The following is a 20,375-nucleotide window of genomic DNA, read 5'->3' as shown; positions in this document are numbered from 1 at the left end:
ACAAGAGATATGACGGAAAGAGACCGTCATTCGTAAGTTTATTGCCGTTTTTTCCTGACTTCGGCGAAGAAAGCGGGCGCCCAATGTCTGCCCAAAAAATGGAGAAGCGGCATGGATGTTATCGTGATTGTGTAGCGGCTCATGCCACAAACCTGCCGTCCCTGAACATCGTCCCGATGCGTTCCGGCATTTCGCCTCACCACAGGAGGGCCCTTGAACGTGCCAACTTCGCAGATCCCATCCGCGCAACAACAAGCACTCGCGGTCGAACCGCAATCGATCGATGCACCCTGCTCGGCGGCCGCCGCTTTCCTCGTACTCGTGGTCAAGGACGACAACGCGTCGATCGCTCTCGCTCGATCCGTCATCGCCAGCACCGACGATCTTGTCAAAGACGTCCGGATTCGAGCCAGCGGTGGCCACTTTAGCTGTAACGTAGGGATCTCACATCGCGCCTGGGGGCCACTCACCGGGAAGCCGCTGCCGAAGGAGCTCAGACCGTTCCAGGAAGTACGGGGCGCGACGCACACCGCCGTCGCAACCGCGGGCGATCTGCTTTATCACGTACGCGCGGAATCGACGGACGTCATCGTCGAATTCGAAAGAATTCTCCTCGAAGCCTTCGGCACCGCAGTCGAAGTCATTGACGACGTGGCGGGATTCCGTTATTTCGACGGACGCGATCTGCTGGAATTCGTCGATGGCACCGCGAACCCCGATGGTCTCGATCTGCCCGACGCAACAATAGTCGCGGAGGAAGACCCGGATTATGCCGGCGGCAGTTATGTCGTGATCCAGAAGTATCTGCACGACATGGCTGCCTGGCGAGCACAAAGCGTGGAGATGCAAGAAGCCATCATAGGTCGAAAAAAATTCGATAATGTCGAGCTGGCGGACGCGACGACGGGCCAGAAATCGCACAAGACGCTCTGCACCATTGAAGATGCAGACGGAGAACACGATATTCTCCGCGACAACATGCCGTTCGCCGCGCCGGGGCGTAACGAGTACGGCACCTATTTCATTGGCTATTCACGCCATCTATGGGTGATAGAAAAAATGCTCGAGCGAATGTTTATCGGTGATCCGCCACCGCTCCACGACCGGATTCTGGACTTCTCAAAGGCCGTAACGGGGGTGACGTTCTTTGCGCCGGCGCGACAATTTTTAAGCAGCATCGCAGGGTGATCGCGGCTACTTCCCGTCGCGTGGCAGAGTAAGTGAAAAGCGGGCGAAGTCAGCGGCCGGCATCGCGCTCGCTTTCCTCCTGTACCGTTAGGATTGCCTCGGGCAGTACCTTCAGTCGCTCGATGGGAATAGGTTTGCCGCTTCTATCGGAATACCCATAGGTGCCTTCGGCGATCTTTTCAAGCGCACGCTGGATGTCGGCGATCCTGCGGTCGTTCACGCTGCGCAGCGCCTGATTGGCGATATCCTGCTCCATCTTCTGGGCATCGTCCTCGAACTCCCTCGCCTCGTCGCCGGACGCCTCCTCCTGATTGCGCTCGGCCGAAATCGTCCCTTCTTCACCGCCGAGCACCTCGCGTTGCATCGCCAGCAAGCGCTGACGCTGATTCTCGATGAACGCTTCGCTCAATATCTGGCCAGTCATAGCGATTCTCCCGAAGACCCATCAATGACACTGCGAGCTAGTGAACCAAACCCTTGAATATTGTCGTCAAACTTGCGGCCATCATTTCGACTGCGATGGCTGCCAGTATCATACCCATCAGACGTCTGGCGATTGCCGTCACCTTGGCAGACAGAAAGCGCCCGAGATACGGCGCGGAAAACAACGCAACGGCCAGCAATGCGAGGAATACGACCAGCCCAATGGCGAGACTCCCAATCTCTCCGTTGGCGGCTGCGGCGTGCCCGAACACGACCAGCGTGGCGATCGTGCCGGGGCCGACAAGAAGAGGCGTCGTCAGCGGGAAGATCGCCACGTCCTGATCATAGCCGCTCTCCCCCACTTCGCGTTGCTGCGGCGTGTGCTGCGCGCTGGGCGAGCCGTGTACCATGTCCAGCGCGATGAGCAATACAAGCAAGCCTCCCGCGAGACGGAAATCGTCGATGCTGACCCCAAACACGTTGAGGATCGTCTCGCCCAGCGTGACGGAGATGGCACAGCCAATTGTCACGCCGATAAAGGTTGTGGCCGCAACGGCCCGCTTCTTCCCTTCCGCCATCCCTTCGGTTAGCGAAAGAAAAACCGGGATGTTCGCGACGGGATTCATGATCGCAAAGAGCGAGGAGAAGACCTTCATCGAAAACGTGAAGTCGATGGCCATGAGTAACCTCGTGATCGCAGTCCACCCTACGATTCCAACGCGTACCGTTCGACGAACGCAGCAGACGCTTCAATCCAGCCCGGGCCGCCCGCCTTCGCGACAGGCTCGTGAGCGCCGCTTCGAGCATATCACCACGAATCGGCCACTGACGGCTTCGATGAGAGTCGGCCCACAGGCTCGCCATCGAGCTTGAAAATGGCAACGCATGTACACAGTACCTGTGCCTGCTGCGCCATGGTCTGTGCCGCGGCAGCCAGTCCCCAAATAAAATCTCCCTCATCTCTTCCGATACTTGGCATCACGTGTAAGTCCGGTGTTCGCGGGCCTGCTGGACCAATCCGTCTTGCTTGCTCGCGCGTGCCGGTGCCATAATCAGTTTCCTGACGACCAGCGGGAGTCAATCGTGGCGCTTGAGCGAAAGAGCCGAAGGCACCGTTTTCTGCACGATCTGAAGTGGATGGCCATTCTCTGGTGCGTCGGATTCGGCGCGACCGTTCTACTCACGCTACCGTTTCATTTTCTCGTTATGGCCATGATGAAGAAGTAGGAATACGCAGAGGGTTATTTCACAGAAATCCACTGCGCGCCGCGCCGCATCAGATCGACAAATAACATTCAAGTTGCGTGATGCATGCCGTTGACCAAACGTTGACGGCACATCACGGCCCGGTACAAATGTACGACCGCGCGAACTCGTCCGATATTATGACTTTGGTTGCTGGCTTACCTGAGCAGCACGCTTTCCCTATCGCGCGCACGACGCTGCGAGTTTGCCGACCGTGATGACCGCCTGCTCGATCTCCGGCGACCACGGCGTGCTGTAATTGAGCCGGATATAGTTGCGATAGTTGTCCGAGACGGAAAACATATGGCCCGGTCCGATCGTGATTCCCCGCGCCAGAGCGAGCTGGTAGAGCTTCATCGAATCCACCTTCGCCGGCAATTCGATCCATAACACGTATCCACCCGTCGGACTCGACGTGCGCGTGCCCGCCGGAAAAAAGCGCGCGACCATCGACTTCATCAGATTGGCCTGTTGCGCGTAGTTTTTGCGGATGCGCCTCAAGTGATGCTCGTAACCATCCCGTTCGAGATATTCGGCGATCGCGAGTTGGGGAATCACCGAAGTCGTCAGCGTATTGAGAAACTTCAGCTTTTCGACTTCGTCGCGATAACGGCCGGGTAAAGCCCAGCCGATGCGATACGCCGCTGTCAGACTCTTCGAAAATGACCCACAGTGAAGCACCATGTTCTTTTTGTCATACGACTTGAGCGTGGTGGGATGCGAATCGCCGAAATACAGTTCGTTGTACACACCATTTTCGATCACCGGTATCCCCGCCTTCGCAAGCAGGGCGACAAGTTCGCGCTTGCGCTCGTCAGGCATCTGAAACCCGAGCGGATTCTGGAAATTCGGCATTACCATGCAGGCGGCAATCGGCCCTGATTCAATGATCTTCTCCAGCGCCTCTATTTCGATGCCGTACTCGGGGTGCGTTGCCACCTCGATCGCCTTCATGCCCGAGCGCTCGATGGCGTGAAGCATGGCGTAGAACGTGGGCGATTCCACGGCGATCACGTCGCCCGGTTTGGCGACCGCCTGCAGACACAGATTGATGGCCTCCGTCGCCCCCACCGTCACGATGATCTCGTTGGGGTCCACGGCCATGCCGTTTTCGAGGTACCGCCGGGCAATTTGCCGGACCAGTTCCGGTGTGCCCGGCGGCAGCGCGTTGGTCACGCCCCATAGTGACTTCCTGCGTCCCGCGGCCGACGCGTAGCGGTTGAGCTTTTCATAGGGAAAAAGCTGCGGGTCCGGATACGGCGAACCGAGCGGCACAGCGTCGTCGGCGCCGATGGAGCGCAGCGTGGACAGCACGAGGCGGCTCACATCGACCGTCGCCGACACCGCAATCGGCCGGCTCGTGCGCAATTCGTCCGAATGCGTGCGTCCTTCGCCCACACGCGCGCTCACAAAGTACCCGGACTGCGGGCGGCTCTCGAGCACGCCGCGGCTTTCCAGCAGCAGATAGGCGCGTATCACGGTGGTAATGCTGATACGGTGCTGCTGGCTCGCCTGGCGAACCGACGGCACGCGGTCGCCGGGGCGGTAGACGCCCTTGCGAATCAGCGTCTCGATATCGTCCGCGAGTTTTTCATAGAGTTTCACTGTGGTCTCCCCGGCAATCTCTCACAGCACAGTTCATACAGTGTACTGCGGCGGACGAAACTGTACTCCATGTTCCAGGTGGATTCTGTGTGTCATGCAAGCCCCTCTTAACTTCTACGCTTGCGCCTATCCAGATACCGCGCACACCTTCATGGGCACATCGGGCCGCGTAAGCAACGAAGCTGCGTTCCTCTATCAGTTGTTCGTACGCATGTACGGCACCAACAATTTCCCCGGCTGCTCGAACATGCGCCATGAGGCCACGAGCCGCGGCCTGCCGACAACGGTCGGCATCGGCAATCGTCGCCGTATTCACGCCCGTGGCCGCCGCCTCGGACAGCACCACGCTTACGTCTATGCTGATCGGCATTGGTATCGTGTTTCCGGTCATCATCGGGTACAACCTCTATCTGTTCCGAGGCAAGGTGGTACCGGTCAAGCACTAACGCCTGCGCTCCCGATAGCTAATATCGGTTAGGCGGCAGTTCACGACAACGCGCTGCATCCCTAGAATGGGGTGGAGAATTTTAGCTCCACCTCATTTTTGTTTGGACGATGGTCATGTGACGGCCAGCAATGGAGATCGAGATATTCGAATATACACAACGATAAAATAAAAAGTCGAAGTTAATAAGTTAATTCTTGTTCCGAATTCGGGATTGCCTAGAATCAAGCGTGGCACGCCGGATATCATCCGCGGACTTGTGCGGTCCCGGTATGGCATTGTCCCGGCTTTTCGCAGCGTGCGTAGAAAACCCAATGGAGTTTCCCATGACGAAACTACGTGATGTGCCCGGCGTCCATCCCTACACCGGCCCCGCCGGCGGCTGGGGCGCGCTCAAAGCAACCGCGCAGGCGATTCACGATCAAATGGAAAGCATCGAGGCGCCCATTACGCTGATGCGGACCAATCAACCCGATGGTTTCGATTGCCCCGGCTGTGCGTGGCCGGACAAGGAACACCGGTCCACGTTCCAGTTCTGCGAGAACGGTGCAAAGGCGGTGACCTGGGAAGCCACCACGAAGCGGGTGACGCCGGAATTCTTCGCTGCGAACACAGTCAGCTCGCTGCTGCAGAAAACGGACTATGAGCTCGAAGACATGGGGCGGCTCACACATCCTCTTGTATACGACCGCGCCACCGACAAGTTTCAGCCCGTCGACTGGGAAGACGCATTCGCGCGCATCGGTGAGATCCTGCGCTCGCTTACGCCGGACCAGGTCGAGTTCTATACGTCCGGACGCGCATCCAACGAGGCGGCGTTTCTGTATCAACTATTCGCACGTGAGTACGGAACGAACAATTTCCCCGATTGCTCGAACATGTGCCACGAGCCGACGAGCGTTGGTCTGCCGCAATCGATCGGGATCGGCAAAGGCACTGTCTCGCTCGAAGATTTCGATTCGACCGAACTCATTCTTTCCATCGGTCACAACCCGGGCACGAACCATCCGCGCATGATGGGCACGCTGCACGAAGCTGCGCGGCGAAACGTGCCGATCATCGTCTTCAATCCGCTGCGCGAGCGCGCGCTCGAACGCTTTGCCGATCCGCAAAGCATGATTGAAATGGCGACGTTCGGCTCGACCCGCATCGCGTCGACCTACTTTCAGCTGGACGCCGGCGGCGACGCGGCCGCGCTCAAGGGCGTCATGAAAGCGCTGCTGCAGATGGAGTCGGAGCAAGGCGACATACTCGACAAGGCGTTCATCGCTCAGCACACCGAAGGCTTCGACGCCTTCGCGGCGGACCTCGAAGCCACTTCGTGGGAAGACATCGAGAAAGCCAGTGGCCTTACGCGGCCCGACCTCGAACATGTGGCGATCGCCTACGCCAAATCGAACGCGACGATCGTCACGTACGGCATGGGCGTCACGCAGCACAATAAAGGCACCGCCAACGTGCGCTTGATCGCCGATCTGCTGTTGCTGCGCGGCAATTTCGGCAAGCCCGGCGCCGGCATCTGTCCGCTGCGCGGCCACTCGAATGTGCAAGGCAACCGCACGGTGGGCATCACCGAAAAGCCGTCGAAAGCGTTTCTCGGGCTGATCGAGAAGGCCTGCGGATTCACGCCGCCCGAAGCGCACGGTCATGACGCGGTGCAAGCCATGCAAGCCATGATCGACGGCAAGGCCAAGGCGCTGCTCTGCCTGGGAGGCAATTTCGCCGTTGCGCTACCCGACTCCGAACAGTCGTTTCCCGCGATGGCTGCACTCGACCTGGGCGTGCACATCGGCACGAAGCTCAATCGAACCCATCTGCTCGTTTCGAAGGAAACCTATCTATTCCCGTGCCTCGGCCGCACGGAACTCGACATGCAGGGTACCGGGCGTCAATCCATCACGGTGGAAGATTCGATGTCCATGGTTCATGCATCGGCCGGCAAGCTCACGCCCGCTTCCGAACAGTTGCGCTCCGAACCCGCGATTGTTGCCGGCATGGCGCGCGCCACGCTGCCCGCCACCAAAGTGGCGTGGATGGACCTGGTCGCCGACTATGACAAGATTCGCGATCTGATCGAGCAGACCGTACCCGGCTTCGAGGACTTCAACCGGCGCATTCGCGTACCGGGCGGATTCCGCCTGCCGCTTCCGCCAACCGAACGGCAGTGGCACACGCCATCGGGCAAGGCCGAGTTCTCCGTCTATGGCGGCGTGAAGGAAGACGCCGACGTGCTGGGTGCGGAAAACGTGCTGCGGCTCATCACGATCCGCAGTCATGACCAGTACAACACGACGATCTACGCGATGGACGACCGCTACCGCGGCGTGTTTGGACGGCGCGATGTGCTCTTCATGAACGCGGACGACATGGCCGCGTACGGCATCGAACACGGCGATCTTGTCGACATCGAAACGGTCACCTCGGGCCGCAAGCTGCGGCTCAAGAACATCACAGCCATTGTGTACAGCATCGCACGCGGTTCCGTGGCGGCCTATTACCCGGAAGCCAACGTACTCGTCCCGCTGGACTATATCGACAAGGAAAGCGGAACGCCTTCGTACAAGTCAGTGCCCGTGCATGTCGTGCGCGCGGCGGGAAACTAGTCTCATGGTATTCCGGTAGTCCGGCCGGGTGCCCGGCTTCCCGCGGCCGGCCTGTCCTTGGCAGGCAAATGCAGTCGTCACCAGGAGCTCAGAAGAATCATGGACATCTTCGACGCATTTCATCTCGCCAGGCTGCAGTTCGCATTCACCGTCTCGTTTCACATCGTCTTTCCGGCGATCAGCATAGGCATGGCAAGCTTTCTCGCCGTGCTCGAATGGCGCCTCCTGCTCACGGGCGATGCGGCCTATAAGGACATGTACCGCTTCTGGTCGAAGATTTTCGCGGTGGGGTTCGGCATGGGCGTGGTCTCGGGCGTCGTGATGGCTTACGAGTTCGGGACGAACTGGAGTGGGTTCTCGACGATTGCGGGCAATATCACGGGTCCACTGCTCACCTATGAAGTCCTGACCGCATTCTTTCTCGAGGCGGGTTTTCTCGGCGTCATGCTGTTCGGCTGGAATCGCGTGAGTCCGAAAGCGCATTTCTTCGCTACGCTCATGGTCGCGATCGGCACGCTCATTTCGACATTCTGGATTCTCTCGTCAAACAGCTTCATGCAAACACCGCAAGGCTACGCGATTCAGAATGGCCGCATCGTGCCGGTGGACTGGTGGAAGGTGATCTTCAATCCTTCGTTCCCGTTCCGTCTGGCGCATATGACCATCGCAGCCTTTATCGTTGCCGGCTTTATCGTGGCCGCCTGCGGCGCGTGGCATTTGCTTCAGGGGCGGCGCGACGTGCCGGTGAAGCGCAGTTTCTCGATGGCGCTGTGGATATTGCTCTTTCTCGCGCCCATTCAGATTCTGGTCGGCGACGCGCACGGCCTCAATACCCGGGAGTATCAGCCGGCGAAGATCGCCGCAATTGAAGGGCTCTGGGAAACCGAGCACGGCGGCACCGCGCTCAATTTAATCGGCTTTCCCGACATGAACGCGGAAGTGACGCGTTACGCGATCCGCATCCCGCATCTCGGCAGCCTGATTCTCACCCACAGCTGGAACGGCGAAATTCGCGGACTCAAGGAGTTTCCCCCGGAGGATCGCCCGTTTTCGCCAATTATCTTCTGGACGTTCCGCATCATGGCCGGACTCGGCATGCTGATGTTGCTCACTGCCGTGGTCGCACTTTTGCTTCGTCGCGGCGGCCGCCTTTACGAAGCGCGCTGGTTCCAGTGGTTCGTGTTATGCATGGGACCATCCGGCATTCTGGCACTACTGGCGGGCTGGATTACGACTGAAGTGGGCAGGCAGCCGTGGACCGTGTACGGCATCGTGCGTACCGTCGACTCCATGTCGCCCATTGGCGCGCAGCAGGCGGGTGTTTCGCTGCTTATCTTCGTGATTGTCTATTTTCTCGTGTTCGGAACGGGCGTCTATTACATGCTCAAGATGATGAAAAAGGGTCCGGCCACCGGAGTGGAAAGCATCGAATCGCTCAAGTATCCGGGACTGCACAATCGCGCACTCGACGCTGTGGTGGGGGAATGAGGCCATGCAAATCGATCTTCCTGTGATCTGGGCAATCATCATCGGACTCGGCGTTTTCATCTACGTGATGCTCGACGGCTTCGATCTGGGCATCGGGCTGCTGTTTCCGTTCTTCGAAGGGAAAGCCGAACGCGAGGTGATGCTCAATACCGTCGCGCCGGTATGGGATGGCAACGAAACGTTCCTCGTGCTCGGTGGCGCCGGCCTCTACGGCGCGTTCCCGATCGCCTATTCAACGCTGCTGCCCGCCAACTACATGCCGCTGATTCTTATGGTGGTCGGCCTGATTTTCCGTGGCGCGGCGTTCGAGTTGCGCGCAAAAGCCACGCGCACGCAACATGCATGGGATCTCGCGTTCATCGGCGGTTCGGCGCTCGCGGCAATGTGCCAGGGTATCACGCTCGGATCGCTGTTGCAGGGGATCAAGATCGTCGACGACAAGTTCGCGGGCGACCCGTTCGACTGGTTCTCGCCGTTTAGCGTTTTCTGCGGTTTCGGCGTCTTGCTCACGTATGCGACGCTCGGCTGCGGCTGGCTGATCCTGAAGACCGACGGCGAACTTCAGCGCAAGATGCGCGTGGTGATGCGCCCGCTGCTCGCGGTTCTGCTCCTCGCGATTGCCATCGTCAGCCTCTGGACGGTGCTAGGCCTGCCCGCCGTGAGACAGCGATGGTTTTTCAGCGGCAATCTCGGCTGGTTCCTGCCGGTGCCGATCCTGGTTGTGCTGTGCGTCGTGGGCATCTACCGCGCGCTTAACCAGAGCCACGAGTCGACCCCCTTCCTGCTTTCCCTGGCAATCTGCTTCCTCGGTTATACCGGCATTATTATCAGCATCTGGCCGTACATCATTCCGCCCTCGCTCACGATCTGGGACGCGTCGTCGAGCCACTCGAGCCAGCTGTTCACCCTCGTCGGCACAATCATCGTGCTGCCGATCATTCTCGTCTACAACGCGATGCAATATCGCGTTTTCCGCGGCAAGGTGCGTGAAGGAGACCACGGCTATCACTGAAGCACATGATTCCTCGCGGCGCGCGCAAGCTCCGAATAACTACGGCGCGCGCCAGCGAGGAAACCTGAATGGATCACGCATGCCTTAAGGCCAGGCGAACGTATTTCCCTATTCCAGATAATAAAAGTCCATCATGATCGTCCGGCCCCGAGAAAACTGGTTCCGGTTGCTGTTCGTCTGGAACGGCTCGGTTCTGTCATCCATCATCCCGCAACTGTGCTTTATGGCGGTGGTGAGTACATTGGCGGTCTTCACGCACGGGCGCGTATTTGGAGAAAAGATCCCGCTCAACACCGCGCCCTTCACCCTGTTCGGCGTCGCACTGGCTATCTTCCTCGCGTTTCGAAACAATGCGAGTTATGAGCGCTTCAACGAAGCGCGGCATCTCTGGGGTGTTTTTCTGATCGCATCACGCACGCTCACTTCGCAGATGCTTTGTTACATTCCGGAGCGCGCAGACACCTTGCGCATCGCCCAGCTGATTGTCGGATTCATTTACGCCCTCAAGCACGAACTGCGCGGCACCGATCCCACGGTGGATTTTCAGCGGCTCCTCGGCCGCGAGCAGGCCGAGATCGTAGGCGGCCAGATCTATCAACCGATGTACATTCTCAACGAAATACGGCGCGAGCTCTCGCTCCCGAAGCATCGCCTTCACACGCCCGACACGAAGCTGTGGATGCTCGACGCACAGATCGACGAACTGGGCAAGGCATTGGGCGGCTGCGAGCGTATCGCCGCAACGCCGATTCCGTTTGCTTATAACGTGTTGTTGCATCGAACCGTCTATGCCTACTGTGTTTTACTGCCGTTCGGGCTCGTGGATTCCACGGAATTTTTTACGCCGCTGCTGTGCGTTTTCATTGCCTATACGCTGATAGCGCTCGAAGCGATTGCCAGTGAAGTCGCCGATCCGTTCAGCGTCGCGCCCAATGCGCTCGCACTCGACGCGATGTCGCGCAATATTGAACGCTCCGTTCTGGAGCTATGTGGAGGTCCCGTTCCCGACCCGGTTTCTCCCGTTCGCCCCTATCAGCTTACCTGAGTGGACACGCAAGCCCATTTGAGCCGATCTCCCTGAAACTGTACGGGTTCGATCATGCGTGGTGGAAAAGAGCCCTGACGGAAAGCTGTCCGTTCTTGAGCGGCAAACGCGGTCCTTCTGGGGCACGACGATCGGCGCGGTGACGGGGGCGCTCATCGGCCTGCTCGGTGGGCCGGTCGGCTCGATTATTGGCTTTGCTATGGGGGCGAGCGCCGGGTTGACGGGCCATGCGCTACGTGCGCTGCTTGACGATGAACCGCCGTATCGCGCTGCAGAAGGAAGTCTTTCACCCTTGCATCGAGATCGGGTTCGCTGAAAATCAGGAATCCAAATTCATTTTCCACGTGGCACGCGATCGACGTAAGTGCCGGCGCGAGCGGCAGAAAGCGCAACGCGAGCGCGTCCGCAGCCGTGGCACTGTGCAGGCAGCTTGCGCCAGCGCTCCCGGCACTGGGCGATCCAGTTTCCATAACAGTTCAGGGCTGGCCAGTGCTCCAACTGTTATCTACGCTCTTCACCCGGCGCTCGTGCATCCAAACTGTACTCTACTCAGTGAGTGCGATTTGTGCGTTCCGCGCATGAGTCCCCCCTCTTACTCTTGTTCCATCGCCACGTCGCCTCTTCTGGATGCGACGCAAGAATTGGAGCTAAAGAAATGAGAGGAATCGTATGTCAACGCCACTTACGGAAGGACGCACCGCGAATATCCCCGGCCACGGCAGGGAACGCAATGTGAATCTGCTGGAGGCTATGCGGATTTACGTCAGAGTCGTGGAAAGAGGCAGCATCTCGGGCGCAGCAAGAGATCTGGACATCGGCCAGCCGGCCGTCAGCGAGCGCATCGAGCGGCTCGAAAAGTACCTTGGATGCCGCCTGCTGCTGCGCAACGCGCGCGCCTTCAAGTGCACACCTGAGGGAACCATCTTCCATGAACGCAGCAAGGCTGTTCTAGGCGCTGTGGAGCAAGCCGTGGCCGAAGTCTCGAACGACGAACAGGCAATGAAGGGCGCGATCCGTATTGCAGCGCCGCATTGCTTCGGCGAAACCCTTCTGCCGGAGGGCGTCAAGCGTATCCGTGAAAGCTATCCGCGCATCGACATCGAGCTCGTGCTCAACGACAAGGTCACCGATCTTGTCACCGAGGGCGTCGATATCTCGTTTCGTCTCGGACAGCTGGGCGACGGTGCGTACATCGCGTGGCCGCTTGGGGACATCGAACGCGTGCTCGTTGCTTCGCCGGATTATCTGAGCCGCAGCGACGCGATCGACGACCTGGCGGATGTCTCGCGACACAATCTGATCCGCGTGAAGGGTGCTTTCGATGCGGACCTGCTACCCATCTGCCGGGACGGCGCGCTCATCGATTCCGTGCCGGTTCAGACGATCATCAAGACGACGCATTGGCGTCCGATGTATGAACTGGTCTTGGCTGGACTCGGGCTCGGTGTGCTCGAGGCGCCGGCCGTGAAGGACGCCCTCGCGACCGGCGAACTGGTGCGGGTGCTTCCCCAATATGAAGTGCCCGCGCTTGCCCTGAACCTGCTGATCCAGCCGCAGCGTCCAATTGCCCTGCGGGTCCGTAAAGTCGTCGACACGCTCAGAAGCTACATCTCGGAGGCGTTGAACCCATAGTTAATATCGGAATAATGTTCAATGACGCGAGCATCCCGATTGACTATCTTGAAGAGTCCCGGATGATGATCACAGGAGAGGGCATGACTCAGAAACTGATCGTGGCAACGTTTGGCAATCTGGATGTCGCTCAAAGAGCTTCGCGCGATCTGCACAATTTCGAAAAGGACGATGACTTCAAGATTGAAAGCGGCGTGATGGTCGAAAAGACTTCGGACGGCAAGCTGCACGTGCTGACGCAATACAGCGAGCCGCACTGGGGCGTCGTGATCGGCGCAGTAAGCGGTGCGCTGATCGGTCTGTTGGGTGGGCCGCCCGGCGCAATCGCGGGCGCTGTCGCAGGCGCAGGTGCCGGGCTCGCGGGTCGGGCGCTGGAGCACGTTCTGGACAAGAAACTAACGGGCGCGATTGAACTCGAACTCCGTCCGGGGACCTTCGCGCTCATTCTCGAAACCAGGAATCCGCCTGACAATGAAGTGGAGGACGTCGTGCGCGGTTATGGCGGCAAAATCTTCACACAATCTCTATCGTGGTAAGGCGTTGCGTTGCAGCCTGATTCGCACGCGGCACAGCTTCACCATCCCGGGAAAGGGTCGACCGATATGAGTCGCCAACGCCGGACCAGCTTCGGGTCATCGTAGACGAGTGCAAGGTCGCAATCGATCACTACGCCAACAATGTCGACGACAGTTGATGCGGCGCGGTACGGCCACGGTGCATGGCGTGGTTCGACTGCGCTAGCGGGCCCTCAATGCGCATCGAGATCGCGGACGATCTGCTGCGCTTCCTGCGAGGTTTCGAGTCTGAAGAACCAGCGCTCCGCGTGCTCGCGAACGGCGACCCACGAGCGATCCTGGCGGTCGTTCTTTATGCGGTCGATGAATTTGCAGCCTCGCTCGAGGCCATCCCGATTGGCCTCCGTCTCCGTCAACCATTCCGGCTGGACGGTGTCAGGGCTGCAAACAAACAACCGGCCGTCGCGACGAATCTCCACGTGCGCGATCCAGCCGCCGCGCTCGTTGTTGCGGGATCGTGTCGTTATCACAAACCCGTTGTACGTCACATTCCCGGTTGGCACCATCCGGGGTCTCCGTGATTACGCAGGCTGCTGGTCGTCAATCCGCCGGCGCGGCCGGCCGTCCGGTCGTCGAGGTTCTCATCTCCTGCACTGCGCGATGAATTGCTTCCGTTAGCGTATTGTTAACTTCAATGAGGCTGCGCATTTCGTCCTGCAGTTTCAGGAGTGCCTCGGCGTCCTTGTAGGTTTGCAATGCCTGCTTGTCGGATGCCGCTGCTGCCACCTTCTGGCCGACCATGATTACCGAAAGCAGTACGAGCTGCAAAAAGGTCTGGGCGATCCACGCAACGAGCGCTGAAATGCCGCTTTGGATTGCCGAGGGTAAGCTCACAAGTGCAATCGCCGCAAAGACATAAGCGCACCACATTGTCCCCACCACATTGGTAATGGCGACCGCAATCTTGCCGTTCAGCCCCACATGTTCGTGCGTAGTCAGGTGCGGCCCGGCTTTTTTGGGCGCATCCACACGCGCGCTCGCCTCATTATCGAATTTCATCACTGAACCCCGTTGGAAAGCGCTACCGGACCGGCGGCAGCTGACGAAACCAAAAATCAAGACCCCGTGATCAGGTCGGGGCCGAACACAGGATTGAGCGGCGCTCTCTTCGCTCCGACTCCACCGACGTATCCTCCGATAATGCCGTTCATGACGTTCCCCTCAGACACGCTGCGACGATCCACGCTTCCGAACTGCGCCGCCCGCATCACTCCCGGGCCGAACGGCGCCTCATGCATTTCGTGTGAGCAATGCAATGCATTTATCGCCACATTGGACAAATCGTACATCGAAATTCACCATGCAAAATTGTCGGGTTCCTCTCTTGAACCCGATACCTGATATCGTGAATTGGCTCGGTGATGAATTCGCCGATATAAAGTATCGGATGGCGAGATGTTCACATCCGCTGAATCCGACAATAGAATTCAATCGTCAAATTGTCCCTTTTTGGTTTCGCCGCGATTTCCCCCAACCCCGGGCACTTCGCGAACTTTATTGCGGCGACGATCGACCTGCGCTTCGAGTTGGCCGCACACTTGCCCGACAACCGCGACGCCACCACCACGGTCGTGAACAGCGACCCCGGCTCTCGCAACTGGAACGCGCGCGCCATGATACACGCGGGGGCGACTACGAGCTCCATTTCGGCGAGGAGCTTTCCATCGGCTATCTTGGCCACACCGACACTACGGTCAGGCTGTATCTGCGTGAAACGTTCACTTTCTTGATGCCAACAAGCGAAGCGTCGGTGCCGGTTGCCCTTTCACAGGCAACGGACGGCGCCCGCTGACTTCTTCAGGTTAACCCCCAACGGTTAAAGGTGCTTCGATCATGGCTACACTCTGCGATATCTGCCACGCTCGCCCCGCTGTTGCGCGAGTCGTTGTGACCGAGAACGGCGAGCGAAAGTCGCTGTCGATCTGCGACTATCACTATCGACAGCTGATGCGCCACCAAAGCATGCTGAATCCGTTCGACTCTCTGCTCGGCGGGGGCGGCGATCTGTCCGGTCTCCTGAGCGGGTTCGGAGACGAGTCCGGACTGAGCGCGAGTGTGCCTCGAGAGTCCGTCGACGCAACCGATGCATTCAGTGAACAGACTATGGAGCTGCTCCAGCGCGCGGCGGAAAAGGCCCACGAGTTACACCGCACCGAGCTGGATACGGAGCATCTGCTTTACGTGCTCGCCGACACCGACGTGTGCGCGGCGCTACTGAAAGAGTTGAAGCTCTCTCCCCAGGACATCAAGAGCTATATCGACGAGCACGCAAAGCACGGGACCGCCAGCGACGACGAATCGCTCGAGAGAATGACCGTATCGCCGCGTCTGAAAAAGGCATTTCAGTTCGCATTCCAGGCCTCCCGCGATCTCGGACACTCCTATGTTGGCCCGGAGCATCTGCTGATCGGCCTTGCAGCCGTCCCGGAAAGCCTTGCGGGCACGCTGCTGAAGAAGTATGGCGTAACGGCTGAGGCGCTGCGCCAGAAGGTCGTAAAGGTCGTCGGCAAGGGCGCGGAAGACGGGCGTGTCGAAACACCCACCGGCACGCCGAACCTCGACAAGTTCGGCCGCGACCTTACCGCGCTCGCTCGCCAGGGCAAGCTCGACCCGGTGCTCGGTCGCGCTCAGGAAATTGAAAGCACGATTGAAGTGCTAGCGCGCCGCAAAAAGAATAATCCTGTACTCATTGGCGAACCGGGCGTCGGCAAGACCGCGATTGTTGAAGGACTCGCACAACGCGTCGTGAATGGCGATGTGCCTGAAGTGCTGCGGGGCAAACGCCTCGTCGAGGTCAATATCAATTCGATGGTCGCCGGTGCGAAGTACCGCGGCGAATTCGAGGAGCGCGCCAAACAGTTGATCGACGAGGTGACGGCCAAGCAGGACGAACTGATTTTGTTCATCGATGAGCTGCATACCATCGTCGGTGCCGGACAGGGCGGCGGTGAAGGTGGCCTCGACATCGCGAACGTCTTGAAACCCGCGCTTGCGCGCGGCGAACTGAGCCTCATCGGTGCGACTACGCTCAACGAGTACCAGAAGTACATCGAGAAGGACGCGGCGCTGGAACGTCGATTCCAGCCGGTGCTCGTTCCAGAACCCAGCGTCGAGCAGACCATCGTTATCTTGCGCGGCCTGCGGGACAAGCTTGAAGCGCACCACCAGGTAACGTTCTCTGATGACGCATTCGTCGCTGCCGCGGAGTTTGCAGACCGCTATATCACCTCGCGCTTTCTCCCGGACAAGGCCATCGACCTGATCGATCAGGCCGCCGCGCGCGTGCGCATCGGCGCCACGTCCCGGCCGGCGGACATCCAGGAACTCGAAGCGGAAGTTGCCCAGCTCAAGCGCGAGCAGGACTACGCGTCGTCGCGCAAGCGCTTCGATGAGGCCAAGACATTCGAGGAACGCATCAACGACAAGCAGAAACAGCTCGATGAGCAGATGGAATCATGGCAGCGTAAAACCGGCACAGAAACACTGGAAGTTACGGTAGCGTCCGTCGCAGAGGTCGTCTCGCGCCTTACCGGTATTCCTGTTGCCGAGCTCACGCAGGAGGAACTTCAAAAACTTCTGAAGATGGAAGACAAGTTGCGAGAGCGCGTGGTCGGTCAGGACGACGCGGTCGTGGCGGTGAGCGATGCCGTTCGCCTGTCACGCGCGGGCCTGGGTCAGGAGCACCGCCCCATTGCAACGTTCCTTTTTCTCGGGCCGACGGGGGTCGGCAAAACCGAGCTCGCAAAGGCGCTTGCGGAGAGCGTTTTTGGGGACGAGCAGGCAATTATCCGTATCGACATGAGCGAATATATGGAGCGCCATGCCGTCGCCCGGCTTATCGGCGCTCCGCCTGGGTACGTGGGTTACGACGAGGGCGGACAGCTCACCGAGCGCGTGCGGCGGCGCCCGTATAGCGTAATCCTCCTCGACGAGATTGAGAAAGCACACCCCGATGTCTACAACGTCCTTCTGCAGGTGTTCGACGACGGTCGTCTCACCGACGGCAAGGGCCGCGTGGTCGATTTCAGCAACACGATCATCATCGCGACGAGTAATTTGGGCGCCTCGATCATCATGGATAACCTCGAGCAGCCAGAGGCGCAGCGCAAGGGCGAAAAGGAGGTGCGCGGGGAGCTGATGAAGGTGCTCAAGGGCCACTTCCGTCCAGAGTTCCTCAACCGGATCGACGATATCATCGTGTTCCATTCCCTTTCAAAGGAGAATATTCGCGCGATCGTACAGATTCAGATCGATCGCGTAGTTCGCACTGCAGCCGCACAGGACATCACGCTCAAGGTGAGCGAGTCGCTGGTGGACCACCTGGTCAATGTCGGCTATCAACCGGAATTCGGCGCACGCGAACTGAAACGGCAAATCCGCCAGGAAGTGGAAACACGCCTTGCAAGGGAAATACTCGGCGACACGCTCAAATCCGGCGATAGCGTGGCAATTGACTACGACAAAGAAAGCGAGGAAGTGAAATTTAACAAGCTCGAGCCGGCAGCCACGTCTGAGCCGCAGATAGGCAATGGCGCTGAGTCTAAAGAAGACGCAGACAAGGCCGCACCTTCGACCGGAGCCGCCTCCGGCAAGGGGCGCAAAAAGCGTAGCGACAAAGAGTCGGGGCGGAACGCCAGCTAAATAGTCAGGAATGAAGTGGCGCCCGGTAGTTAAACCGTTAATTCTTTAACCTCCGGCGCCCATTCTCAAATTTTTCTACGGTATTGAACGACATCGGGCGATGGACAGACCCCCACGGGAACCATTCGTATTGGTGCTCCCCATTGTTTCGGCGAAGTGCTGCTGCCCTCCGCGCTGGGATTCGTGCACGAAGCCCATCCGCAACTGGACATTGACCTCGCGTTAAATGACAGGGTCGTCGAACTCTACACCGAAGGGATCGACATCTCGTTTCGCCAGGGTCCGGTGGGTGACAGTACATTCCATGCGTTCCGTCTGGGTCACGTGGAACGAACTCTTGTCGCCTCGCCGGATTATCTCGCCGGGCATCCGCCGATAGGGGAACCCTCCGACCTGACCGGGCACGCGTTCATCCGCATCAAGTCGATGTTCGGCACCGATCACCTACCGCTTGCCGACGAGTTCGCAAAGCGCGATAACGTCGCGATCCGTACCACCATTACGACGAACCACTGGAGGGCGATGTATCAGATGATCAGGAACGGGATGGGGATCGGAGTCGTCGAGACCTTTGCGTGTGTCGACGCGCTCGCCAGCGGAGAACTCGTGCCGCTATTGCCTCAGTATTGTGTCCCGCCCCAGGAACTGCATCTGCTGATTCGGGCGCAAAGACCGATTCCTACGCGCGTGCATACGGTCGCCGAGATCATGAAACAGTGCGTGCCCGATCTGCTCCGCACACTGACCGTGAAAATCTGCCCTGACCGCGAACCATACCGCGCCGGCTAGGCATGATCCATGCCGGAATACAGCGAGTTCGCTTTGGTGGTTCTCACTCGGGCTCCGGCAGACTCGCCAGTACAGCCTTTCGGATATGCCCAATGGAAAGCGCTACCGAATTTCGCTCAAACGCGAAGGCGGACGCGGAACAATTCCGCCGGGGTTTGTTTCGTGTCTGCTGGCCTACTGCGAGGAATGCAGTCTGCTCATACCCCGAGTTCCTGGAACGCATGCCCGTTCGCCTCCAGGTTCTTCAGCGTTTCAGCATCGAGCTCGCTTTGCCAGATGTGACCGGAAAACTGCCACTCTTTTGGGTCGGCAAGATCCGGCAAACCCATGCCTTTGCGCACATAAAGTCCTAGCGTCGGCTTGGCGAGATTGATATAGAAGTCGAACTCCTGCTGCTGTTGCGGTGCGGGGGTCGTTGCGGGTTGCTGCGGTTCCATGAGTCCTCCTCCTGGCGGTGTTGCGAGCACGCCGTGATGCGCATCCCTATTCTTTCCCGACCTGGGTCAGCCATCGTTTTCACAAAGACGAGGATACATCTTTCGGGCGCAGCATACGCCGTTGGATGAGTAGCTTTCATGTCGATTGCAGGCTTTGCGGACCTCTTAAAGAATCGATGAGCAATGCATCGATACAATAAGATACGTATTCCTATCTAAACCGTAGGAATATACCCTCGCGTCGCCCCGACGTCCCCCCCGCGGTGCATGGCCGGGTACGATTTTCACCAGAGAAAGCTTTGACACACGAGCCTCAGCAGAAGCTCCAGTCGGAAGCGCAACGCCACGCTCAAGCAGCGGCGGCCTCCCTCCCCGGAGCGAGGCCGCCGTACATCCGCTCGCACAGTCCAACGCTTGCACCGAGCTTCCTCGACAGTTCCGATGCGGCGCGCAGCATCACTGTCGCGATGTCCCCCGACGTACGCGCGGCGTCGAGCCGCGACGCCGGTCCGGAGAGCGTGAGCGCAGCCATGAACTTGTCGCCGGACCCGAAGATGGGTGCCGCGAATGCAGCCGTATGGAGATCGCGCGCCCCCGACGTGAAAAGCGGCAGCTCAGGCGTCGTGTCGAATATCGCTTCGCCTAGCCCCCAGAATCTCAAGACCTGACCGATCGCCGTATCGTCGAGCGCGAACACGGTGCCGGGCAGCCGCGTTTCGCGCAGACCTTCGGATGGCTCCGCGCGGAACAGGCAAAGGCGCTGCGAGTGATCGATGACGTAGTACGACGCACTCTCCTTCGTCGACGTCGCGAGCGCATGAAGTGCCGGCTCGACCACCGACGAAAGATGGAACGACTGCTCATAGAGCTTGCCGAGATACAGCACGCGCGGCCCCAGCGAATACGAGCCGCTGTCCGAGCGGATCACGTAGTTCATGCGCTCTAGCGAATTCATCAGGCGATAAACAGTCGTCTTATGCATGCCCGATGCTTGCGACAGCGCCGCGAGCGACAGCGACTCGGCACCCGGCTTGAAGATGTCGAGTAGCGAAAGCGCCTTCTCGACAGACTGCACCCCTTCGTTTCCCATCGTCCCCTCTCCAGTTTCTGTTGCTCGATTGTACATCGTACAACATTCTGCCCTGATGTTTTACCATGTACAACTGTGTTGTACATCGCGGAGGGTAAACGAGGATGGCAGGTGCGCCTTACGCACCGTTATAGTGATTTCACCTTGTACAACAGTG

The 20,375-nt window shown here is 59.0% G+C and carries 16 protein-coding genes and 4 pseudogenes; 13 read left to right on the top strand and 7 right to left on the bottom strand.

The genetic code is table 11. The features are described from left to right. Positions 1 to 219: 219 nt before the first annotated feature. The gene (locus BFD71_RS21345) at positions 220 to 1,188 is read left to right on the top strand and encodes a Dyp-type peroxidase (protein WP_069266363.1); all 969 of its coding nucleotides are present in this window, start codon (positions 220 to 222) and stop codon (positions 1,186 to 1,188) included. Positions 1,189 to 1,237: 49 nt separating this feature from the next. Here the strand turns inward: BFD71_RS21345 and BFD71_RS21340 are convergent, their stop codons facing one another. From BFD71_RS21340 to BFD71_RS21325, 3 genes are all read right to left on the bottom strand, one after another. Next, a complete protein-coding gene (locus BFD71_RS21340; RefSeq protein ID WP_069266294.1) occupies positions 1,238 to 1,612 on the bottom strand; it encodes a TraR/DksA family transcriptional regulator in 375 nt (124 codons plus the stop codon). 37 nt (positions 1,613 to 1,649) lie between these two features. Continuing rightward, positions 1,650 to 2,291, bottom strand: coding sequence for a MarC family protein (locus BFD71_RS21335; protein WP_069266293.1), 642 nt, complete (start codon positions 2,289 to 2,291; stop codon positions 1,650 to 1,652). A gap of 745 nt (positions 2,292 to 3,036) precedes the next feature. Then, positions 3,037 to 4,461, bottom strand: coding sequence for an aminotransferase-like domain-containing protein (locus BFD71_RS21325; protein ID WP_069266291.1), 1,425 nt, complete (start codon positions 4,459 to 4,461; stop codon positions 3,037 to 3,039). 320 nt (positions 4,462 to 4,781) lie between these two features. Here BFD71_RS21325 and BFD71_RS40665 point away from each other — a divergent pair. The 8 genes and pseudogenes from BFD71_RS40665 to BFD71_RS21295 all read left to right on the top strand — a co-directional run. Next, positions 4,782 to 4,907, top strand: a pseudogene (locus tag BFD71_RS40665) (cytochrome d ubiquinol oxidase subunit II); the annotation flags it as partial. Between the two features lie 325 nt (positions 4,908 to 5,232). Then, on the top strand, positions 5,233 to 7,509 hold the full coding sequence (locus tag BFD71_RS21320; protein WP_069266290.1) for an FdhF/YdeP family oxidoreductase: 2,277 nt from the start codon (positions 5,233 to 5,235) through the stop codon (positions 7,507 to 7,509). Between the two features lie 99 nt (positions 7,510 to 7,608). After that, complete coding sequence (locus BFD71_RS21315) at positions 7,609 to 8,997, top strand: cytochrome ubiquinol oxidase subunit I (protein WP_069266289.1); 1,389 nt, start codon at positions 7,609 to 7,611, stop codon at positions 8,995 to 8,997. 4 nt (positions 8,998 to 9,001) lie between these two features. Further along, the gene (gene cydB / locus BFD71_RS21310; RefSeq protein WP_069266288.1) at positions 9,002 to 10,009 is read left to right on the top strand and encodes a cytochrome d ubiquinol oxidase subunit II; all 1,008 of its coding nucleotides are present in this window, start codon (positions 9,002 to 9,004) and stop codon (positions 10,007 to 10,009) included. 133 nt (positions 10,010 to 10,142) lie between these two features. Beyond that, positions 10,143 to 11,054, top strand: a complete 912-nt coding sequence (locus tag BFD71_RS21305; protein ID WP_069266287.1) for a bestrophin family protein — start codon at positions 10,143 to 10,145, stop codon at positions 11,052 to 11,054. 58 nt (positions 11,055 to 11,112) lie between these two features. After that, positions 11,113 to 11,370, top strand: a complete 258-nt coding sequence (locus BFD71_RS40660; RefSeq protein ID WP_176732928.1) for a hypothetical protein — start codon at positions 11,113 to 11,115, stop codon at positions 11,368 to 11,370. 416 nt (positions 11,371 to 11,786) lie between these two features. Then, entirely contained in the window at positions 11,787 to 12,686 is a 900-nt protein-coding gene (locus tag BFD71_RS21300; protein WP_069266362.1) for a LysR family transcriptional regulator, read from the top strand. Between the two features lie 14 nt (positions 12,687 to 12,700). Beyond that, on the top strand, positions 12,701 to 13,222 hold the full coding sequence (locus BFD71_RS21295; RefSeq protein ID WP_083245376.1) for a DUF1269 domain-containing protein: 522 nt from the start codon (positions 12,701 to 12,703) through the stop codon (positions 13,220 to 13,222). Positions 13,223 to 13,434: 212 nt separating this feature from the next. On the opposite strand, the gene BFD71_RS21290 is transcribed toward BFD71_RS21295, so the two are convergent. Together BFD71_RS21290 and BFD71_RS21285 are read right to left on the bottom strand one after the other, a co-directional pair. Beyond that, positions 13,435 to 13,767 carry a DUF6566 family protein gene (locus tag BFD71_RS21290; RefSeq protein WP_069266285.1) on the bottom strand — a complete coding sequence of 111 codons (333 nt, stop codon included), beginning with the start codon at positions 13,765 to 13,767 and terminating at the stop codon, positions 13,435 to 13,437. 34 nt (positions 13,768 to 13,801) lie between these two features. Then, positions 13,802 to 14,260 (bottom strand): hypothetical protein, encoded by a 459-nt coding sequence (locus BFD71_RS21285; protein ID WP_218108667.1) that lies wholly within the window; start codon positions 14,258 to 14,260, stop codon positions 13,802 to 13,804. A 619-nt stretch (positions 14,261 to 14,879) separates the two neighbouring features. Between BFD71_RS21285 and BFD71_RS39245 the strand changes: the two are divergent. From BFD71_RS39245 to BFD71_RS42245, 4 genes and pseudogenes are all read left to right on the top strand, one after another. Next, positions 14,880 to 15,053 (top strand): annotated as a pseudogene (locus tag BFD71_RS39245) (encapsulin); the annotation flags it as partial. 41 nt (positions 15,054 to 15,094) lie between these two features. Beyond that, entirely contained in the window at positions 15,095 to 17,902 is a 2,808-nt protein-coding gene (locus BFD71_RS21270) for an ATP-dependent Clp protease ATP-binding subunit (RefSeq protein WP_069266282.1), read from the top strand. A 117-nt stretch (positions 17,903 to 18,019) separates the two neighbouring features. Next, positions 18,020 to 18,691: pseudogene (locus BFD71_RS21265) on the top strand (substrate binding domain-containing protein); the annotation flags it as partial. Positions 18,692 to 18,737: 46 nt separating this feature from the next. Further along, positions 18,738 to 18,863: pseudogene (locus BFD71_RS42245) on the top strand (nitric oxide dioxygenase); the annotation flags it as partial. Positions 18,864 to 18,888: 25 nt separating this feature from the next. Here the strand turns inward: BFD71_RS42245 and BFD71_RS21260 are convergent. Together BFD71_RS21260 and BFD71_RS21255 are read right to left on the bottom strand one after the other, a co-directional pair. Further along, a complete protein-coding gene (locus tag BFD71_RS21260) occupies positions 18,889 to 19,128 on the bottom strand; it encodes a hypothetical protein (protein WP_069266280.1) in 240 nt (79 codons plus the stop codon). A 349-nt stretch (positions 19,129 to 19,477) separates the two neighbouring features. Continuing rightward, the gene (locus BFD71_RS21255) at positions 19,478 to 20,218 is read right to left on the bottom strand and encodes an IclR family transcriptional regulator (RefSeq protein ID WP_069266279.1); all 741 of its coding nucleotides are present in this window, start codon (positions 20,216 to 20,218) and stop codon (positions 19,478 to 19,480) included. Between the last annotated feature and the right edge of the window lie 157 nt (positions 20,219 to 20,375).

The organism is Paraburkholderia nodosa, assembly GCF_001718195.1.
GTDB classification, from domain to species: Bacteria; Pseudomonadota; Gammaproteobacteria; order Burkholderiales; family Burkholderiaceae; genus Paraburkholderia; species Paraburkholderia nodosa_A.
Note: the sequence above shows the minus strand (reverse complement) of the source record. Positions and strands in the feature narration are given on the sequence as shown.

Excerpts from the sequence above, each read along its gene's own strand:
- BFD71_RS21285 (WP_218108667.1), bottom strand. The coding sequence starts at position 14,260 with ATGAAATTCGATAATGAGGCGAGCGCGCGTGTGGATGCGCCCAAAAAA.
- BFD71_RS21255 (WP_069266279.1), bottom strand. The coding sequence starts at position 20,218 with ATGGGAAACGAAGGGGTGCAGTCTGTCGAGAAGGCGCTTTCGCTACTC.
- BFD71_RS21340 (WP_069266294.1), bottom strand. The coding sequence starts at position 1,612 with ATGACTGGCCAGATATTGAGCGAAGCGTTCATCGAGAATCAGCGTCAG.
- BFD71_RS21305 (WP_069266287.1), top strand. The coding sequence starts at position 10,143 with ATGATCGTCCGGCCCCGAGAAAACTGGTTCCGGTTGCTGTTCGTCTGG.
- BFD71_RS21315 (WP_069266289.1), top strand. The coding sequence starts at position 7,609 with ATGGACATCTTCGACGCATTTCATCTCGCCAGGCTGCAGTTCGCATTC.
- BFD71_RS21270 (WP_069266282.1), top strand. The coding sequence starts at position 15,095 with ATGGCTACACTCTGCGATATCTGCCACGCTCGCCCCGCTGTTGCGCGA.
- BFD71_RS21290 (WP_069266285.1), bottom strand. The coding sequence starts at position 13,767 with ATGGTGCCAACCGGGAATGTGACGTACAACGGGTTTGTGATAACGACA.
- BFD71_RS21260 (WP_069266280.1), bottom strand. The coding sequence starts at position 19,128 with ATGGAACCGCAGCAACCCGCAACGACCCCCGCACCGCAACAGCAGCAG.
- cydB (WP_069266288.1), top strand. The coding sequence starts at position 9,002 with ATGCAAATCGATCTTCCTGTGATCTGGGCAATCATCATCGGACTCGGC.
- BFD71_RS21320 (WP_069266290.1), top strand. The coding sequence starts at position 5,233 with ATGACGAAACTACGTGATGTGCCCGGCGTCCATCCCTACACCGGCCCC.
- BFD71_RS21295 (WP_083245376.1), top strand. The coding sequence starts at position 12,701 with ATGTTCAATGACGCGAGCATCCCGATTGACTATCTTGAAGAGTCCCGG.
- BFD71_RS21335 (WP_069266293.1), bottom strand. The coding sequence starts at position 2,291 with ATGGCCATCGACTTCACGTTTTCGATGAAGGTCTTCTCCTCGCTCTTT.